Source organism: Vibrio sp. RM-41-2B, from assembly GCF_024744415.1.
Classification (GTDB): Bacteria; Pseudomonadota; Gammaproteobacteria; order Enterobacterales; family Vibrionaceae; genus Vibrio; species Vibrio diabolicus.
In genome coordinates this window covers 1-5,517 of record NZ_JAMQWD010000001.1, presented here as the reverse complement: position 1 = coordinate 5,517, position 5,517 = coordinate 1, and the positions used below count along the sequence as shown (strand labels likewise).

7 protein-coding genes are annotated in these 5,517 nt (G+C 41.5%); 6 read left to right on the top strand and 1 reads right to left on the bottom strand.

The features are described 5' to 3' along the window. Window positions 1–20: 20 nt before the first annotated feature. Entirely contained in the window at window positions 21–455 is a 435-nt protein-coding gene (locus NB463_RS00050; RefSeq protein WP_258430564.1) for a GNAT family N-acetyltransferase, read from the top strand. 179 nt (window positions 456–634) lie between these two features. On the opposite strand, the gene NB463_RS00045 is transcribed toward NB463_RS00050, so the two are convergent. After that, window positions 635–1,498, bottom strand: coding sequence for a GTPase family protein (locus NB463_RS00045; RefSeq protein WP_258430563.1), 864 nt, complete (start codon window positions 1,496–1,498; stop codon window positions 635–637). A gap of 731 nt (window positions 1,499–2,229) precedes the next feature. On the opposite strand from NB463_RS00045, the gene NB463_RS00040 reads away from it, so the two are divergent. The 5 genes from NB463_RS00040 (at window position 2,230) to NB463_RS00010 (ending at window position 5,413) form a co-directional block, all read left to right on the top strand. Beyond that, entirely contained in the window at window positions 2,230–3,006 is a 777-nt protein-coding gene (locus NB463_RS00040) for a phosphotransferase family protein (RefSeq protein WP_258430562.1), read from the top strand. A gap of 218 nt (window positions 3,007–3,224) precedes the next feature. Beyond that, window positions 3,225–3,605 (top strand): STAS/SEC14 domain-containing protein, encoded by a 381-nt coding sequence (locus tag NB463_RS00030; RefSeq protein WP_145473906.1) that lies wholly within the window; start codon window positions 3,225–3,227, stop codon window positions 3,603–3,605. 206 nt (window positions 3,606–3,811) lie between these two features. Beyond that, window positions 3,812–4,204, top strand: a complete 393-nt coding sequence (locus NB463_RS00020; RefSeq protein WP_038964139.1) for a hypothetical protein — start codon at window positions 3,812–3,814, stop codon at window positions 4,202–4,204. Window positions 4,205–4,865: 661 nt separating this feature from the next. Next, complete coding sequence (locus NB463_RS00015; RefSeq protein WP_005445660.1) at window positions 4,866–5,123, top strand: type II toxin-antitoxin system Phd/YefM family antitoxin; 258 nt, start codon at window positions 4,866–4,868, stop codon at window positions 5,121–5,123. Then, window positions 5,111–5,413 (top strand): type II toxin-antitoxin system RelE/ParE family toxin, encoded by a 303-nt coding sequence (locus NB463_RS00010; protein ID WP_025527253.1) that lies wholly within the window; start codon window positions 5,111–5,113, stop codon window positions 5,411–5,413. Before NB463_RS00015 ends, NB463_RS00010 begins: the two co-directional genes overlap by 13 nt. Window positions 5,414–5,517: the final 104 nt, after the last annotated feature.

Sequence of the window (5,517 nt, the reverse complement as noted above, 5' to 3'; positions counted from 1 at the left end):
GTGCTTTCGAGGATATTGGCATGGAAGTAACAATCGGAAAGTCTGCTGAATTCATAGAAAGGGCTCAGGCTATTCGCTATCAGGTATTCACAGTCGAGCAAAATATTCCGAATGAGCTGGATGATGATGGCTTAGATAGTGTTGCAGTACATGCTCTTGTTATAGAGGCAAATCAATGTGTAGCGACAGCGCGACTGGTTGTAAAGACTAATGGTTCTTCGGTTATGGCAAGAGTGGCCGTTCTCAAAGCATACCGAGGTCGTGGCATTGCCTCAATTGTTGTTAACAAGTTAATTGAATACGCCAAAGCGCAGGGTGTAAGCTCTATAGAAATTCATGCTCACAGCTATTTACGAAGTTACTATGAAAAGCTTGGCTTTGATTTCATCCAAGAAGTGGAGATGGTTGGTGAGCATCAACTAATTGAAATGCGGAACCAATTGGTACGCACATAACAAACAATTTAAGAGGGATTCACAACGCTTGGCGGTCTCACTTCAAGTCAGTTAAGTGTTTATGGCACAATGCTTTAGGTTTGGGTGGAGGCGTTGTTCACCCCTTAATTGGGCGTTATGACACACGCAAATAAAAAGCTAAGTATTTTCGGCTTAGCTTTTAAACAGCAGGAGTTTATTTAAAATAAAGCCTTTAGGAGCTTTGCCCCATACTTTATTCCATTTTTAATAACGCTTTTTGCCGCCTTAGTAGCGGTCTCGACAACTACATCTATTACGTTATCTTTGACTGCTTCATATGCTTCGCCGCAAAAATCTTTGATGTAGTCCAAGATACCACGCTCCGCTTCTAGCGTTGCTTCTGTCGACACGTACTCTTCGTTTGCTTCTCTTGTGAATGCGAACTTTTTTTCATTTGGAAGTACCTCTACTACTTTATCCATTAGCTCAACAAGGTTGTACTTCTGGTTAGCAGATACGACACTAATGTTTTGCACAGATATATCAAATGCAGCTGATACTTCGATGATTTTTTTATTAATGTTTGCATTTTTCTGTTCGCCTGGCTGGTTCGCTTTCATGTCCCAGTCGAACAAAGGTTCAATTTTATCAACCTGTGTTATCACAAAAACTGTAGGGCAAGTTTCGTTCACAGGGCGTAGTATTTCATTGTATGCCTTCAAAGCAATACTATAGGCTCGGTCGTCAGATTTTATTGCCCAGATCACTAGATCTAATTCAGTGATTAGACTTTTATAGAGTTCAAAGTATTCGGCATCTCGCTCTGGAGTTTCTCCAACGCCAGGAACGTCTACAATAGTAATCCCACTGTCTGAGTCACCAATTAGGACTTCTTGTGGCTCCCTTGTACAGGCTGTCACGTCACTAATTGGAGCTATATCTTTACCAAAAAGTGCGTTACACAAACTCGATTTTCCAACTCCTGTCACACCAAATACACCAACTTTAGGTCGATAGTTTCGAATGTTTTTAACTTTTTCTCTAATTTCTTTTATTAACTTTTCATTTGTATTTGGCGTCATAATATAGTCTCAATATGCTATGTTGCGCTTAGTCTATAGTGTCATAACAATGCGTTCAAGAGGGATTCTCAACGCTTGGCCGTTTTGGCTCAAAGTTTAGTTTTTGTGATTATGGCACAATGGTTTAGGTTGGGTGGTGGCGTTGTTCACCCCTTAACGCGGCGTTAGTATTGGATTGGCATCAGCGGTAAAAAGTTTCGGTGTTTATTGTTTTCTTTTCATGGCTTTACACCTGAAAAATGTGCCTTTCACGTTCGCTCCGGTGGCACTAGATGCGAAGTTTTCGCTTTGACTTCATCGTTTACGGTTTCTAACTTTTGGGCGATTTCTCTGGTGTGGTTTCTTTGATGCTGGGAAGTGTTCGGTAAAAACTGAATTTCTTTAGCGCTGCTGTTAAAGTCTGAAGATCGAATCCTTTGCTAATTTGATAACGGTGAAAATGGGCAGTTTGACATGTTTTTCTTCTAGCCAACTTTCGTCTTGATGTCGGTTTTTTAGGCCGGCAGCTGTCCGTTTAGTTTCTGTGTTTTTAGCCACAATTTCCGTGCTATATTTCAGTATCTTGGCGTGTGCCAAAGGCTTTAAGGGCAGCGTACTAACAAGCTGCTTAAGAGGGATTCACAACGCGTGGCATTTTTACTATGCGTTGATTTTAGTGGTTAAGGGGCATGCGGCGGCATCGGTATCGCGTTGTTCACCCCTTAGCAGAGCGTTATAACGCAGGGAAGCATATGGGAAAACAAGACTTATCCAAAATGGGGGCGGCTCATGTTTCAATTGAGGAATTTGAGGGCGAGCCTTGTATTTATAAAGGAGAGGCATCAGATGTTGAACTTAATTTTTATCAGTTTGCAGCTGAGGCATTAGATGGTGTAAATACTCCCAAACTACTTAATATTAGTGGCAATAACTTAGTTATTGAGTACATTCCCCATAGTATTACGCTCAATGGTCTACACGCTAATAAAAGTACTTTTGAGCAATTAGCATTCATTCATAATTCGAAGCTCCAGCCACAGTTTCCAGTAAAGAACCACGCTTGGGATTCACGCTCTACTGATCTTGCATTGAATAGATTAAACTTGCCTGAGGTAACCCAAGATTCTATGAGAACTATTCAGCATTTATCATTCGAATTATTCGACTTTAAAGGACTAATATCGGGCGATAGCAATGAAGGGAACTGGGGTACTAGAGATAATGGCGAACTTGTTTTGTTTGACTGGGAGCGGTTTGGTTTTGGTAGTCCTGCAATTGATTTGGCTCCTTTGGTTAGAGGTTTAGGAACAAGCCGTGATTATGAGTCAATAGTAGAAAAATACGTCCAATACTCTTCCAAGTTGTCCCAAGATAAACTGCAAAGACATTTGATTCTTGCGAAAGTTTGGTTAGTTGTCGAAGTCACTAATATCTTGATACGTCGAGGTAAATCATCAGCCTCTATGTACTTCAATTGGTTTAGAGAAAATGTCCCTAGTTGGTTGATTTCGGTGGAAAAAACGTTATAACAAACAGTTCAAGAGGGATTCAGCACGCGTGGCATTTTTGGTATGCATTGGTTTCGGTGTTGAAGCGCAATGCAGAGGCTTAGTCATTGCGTGCTTCACCCCTTAACTGGGCGTTATGTTAATCATTGAAATTCCGCATAAAACTGGTAATTAGCTCTCATCTTTTGTTGTTCGCTTACCCTAAGCTGTACAGGTCAATTCAACTTTAGGTATTCGCTATGAGTATAGAACGTCATGGAATTACAATAGGTATTGAGTGTATTGGCTCTGAATCTGTTTTAGTGTTTAAGGCTACAGGTAAACTCACCCACGAAGACTATAAAGCTATTGTTCCAGTCTTGGATTCTAGCTTAAAAGGTATCAATTCAGAGCATATAAAAATGTTGGTCGACATTACTGAGTTCTCAGGTTGGGAGCTTCGGGCTGCTTGGGACGATTTTCAGCTTGGGTTAAAGGTTGGTTTTAATATTGAGAAAATAGCCATCTATGGTGATAAAAATTGGCAGGAGCTGGCCGCTAAAGTAGGCAGTTGGTTTATATCAGGTGAAATGGAATCATTTGGTAACTATGAGTCGGCAGTGGAGTGGCTGACTGATTAACATAACAAACTGTTCAAGAGGGATTCGCAACGCGTGGCATTTTTACTATGCGTTGGTTTAAGTGATTAAGGTGGTATGCGGCGGCTTCGGTATTGCGTTGCTCACCCCTTAACAGGGCGTTAGCATGCTTTGTACGAAATCATAGATGACATTAGATGGGATCGTAACCTACGTTTTAAGAGTATGAATACTCAGAGGCTAGGGTTATGTTTGAACATCAGAAGAAATATGAAGCATTTATTCGTGAGCAAGGCGTAGGGCAAAATGACAAAGTGGCTGACTCTTGTAAGTCTTATGTTTCCTACTTAAATGGTGTGGAGAAGCATGCAAATATTAGAATTAACTCAAAAACTCTAGCTAGTGAAAACGATATTTCGGCTATAGTCGCGAAGCTTCATGAATCGCATGAAATATCTGATAGAACAATCGGCAACTACGTGTCTGCTATGAGGCAGTATGTAAATATGGTGAATCAATCAGCCCCGCATGCTAACAAACTGCTTAAGAGTGATTCGCCACGCTCGGCAGTTTTAACTCCCCATACTTTTGTGATTATGGTGGTGATTTTTATTGTGGTGCTAATGTGGCTCACACCTTAGCAGGGCGTTATGTTTACTTGTATTTCAGTGACTTAAAGCATCTTCGTTCTATGTTCTTTGTCCCTTTGGCAGTTCGCCCGAGTTGCCTCAGCAAATCCGCATTGTCGGCCCAAATTCGTGAATTTCTCAACCCGTAAAACATGTAATATTCTCGGGTTGCTTCATTTGCAGGTCGTGGGGGTTGGTTTCAAATCTCACTGGTTCTAAGTCGCTTGTAGATTCTTTGCCAAGTAGCATGTCAGCTTGGCAGTTGCCTCGGCAATTTGCCATTGTTTTGCGCTTTGGTTGGAAAGAGAGGGCGTTTGTTGAACGTTTGTCGGGTTGCCTCATTGGGAAGGGAAGTGGATTTACTCGCTTGGTGTTTCGTGCATCTGTAAGCCAAGTGAGAACGAGCTTGTGATTTACTTCTTGAAATGGGCTCAACAAAGTAGTTCTTTGCCAATTAAATCAATCATTTGTGGTAAAACATAACAAACAATTTAAGAGGGATTCCCAACGCTTGGCATTTTTGCTTCTACTTCAATTTTAGTGGTTACGGTACAATGCTTTAGGTTGGGTGGTAGCGTTGCTCACCCCTTAATTGGGCGTTAGCCGTCATGGAGCTTGCTATACTCAAAGTGATAGAATAGTATCACTTTAGTATTCCTTTGGAGCAGCTCTCATGAAAGTAGAACTAGTTACATCACTCAAACGCCAAGCAACAAAGATCCTTGCCGATCTCCACGACACTAAAGAACCAGTGTTAATTACCGAACATGGTAAGCCATCGGCATATCTGGTTGATGTTGATGATTACGAGTTTATGCAAAATCGTTTGGCGATTCTGGAGGGGATTGCACGAGGTGAACGTGCATTAGCTGACGGTAAAGTGGTGAGTCACGATGAAGCCAAGGGCAAAATGTCAAAATGGCTGAAATAATCTGGACTGAGCCAGCGCTATCCGACCTTAATGATATCGCTGAATACATCGCACTTGAAAATATCGTAGCTGCAAAACAATTGGTTCAAACGATCTTTTCTAAAGTCGAGCGCTTAGAGGCTTTCCCTGAATCGGGTCGCATTCCGCCTGAACTAGAACATCTAAGTTATCGTGAAGTTGTAGTTAATCCGTGCCGCGTTTTCTATAAACAAGACGGCGACAAAGTATTTATTCTGTTTGTTATGCGTGCTGAGAGAGACTTGCGTAAGTTCCTATTGAGCAAGCAATAACCTTTGGGAATGAGCGGCTAACAAACTGTTTAAGAGTGATTCGCAACGCGTGGCATTTTTACTATGCGTTGCGTTTAGTGTTTAAGGTGGAATGCGGGAGCTTT

Excerpts from the sequence above, each read along its gene's own strand:
- NB463_RS00050 (WP_258430564.1), top strand. The coding sequence starts at position 21 with ATGGAAGTAACAATCGGAAAGTCTGCTGAATTCATAGAAAGGGCTCAG.
- NB463_RS00010 (WP_025527253.1), top strand. The coding sequence starts at position 5,111 with ATGGCTGAAATAATCTGGACTGAGCCAGCGCTATCCGACCTTAATGAT.
- NB463_RS00030 (WP_145473906.1), top strand. The coding sequence starts at position 3,225 with ATGAGTATAGAACGTCATGGAATTACAATAGGTATTGAGTGTATTGGC.
- NB463_RS00020 (WP_038964139.1), top strand. The coding sequence starts at position 3,812 with ATGTTTGAACATCAGAAGAAATATGAAGCATTTATTCGTGAGCAAGGC.
- NB463_RS00045 (WP_258430563.1), bottom strand. The coding sequence starts at position 1,498 with ATGACGCCAAATACAAATGAAAAGTTAATAAAAGAAATTAGAGAAAAA.
- NB463_RS00015 (WP_005445660.1), top strand. The coding sequence starts at position 4,866 with ATGAAAGTAGAACTAGTTACATCACTCAAACGCCAAGCAACAAAGATC.
- NB463_RS00040 (WP_258430562.1), top strand. The coding sequence starts at position 2,230 with ATGGGAAAACAAGACTTATCCAAAATGGGGGCGGCTCATGTTTCAATT.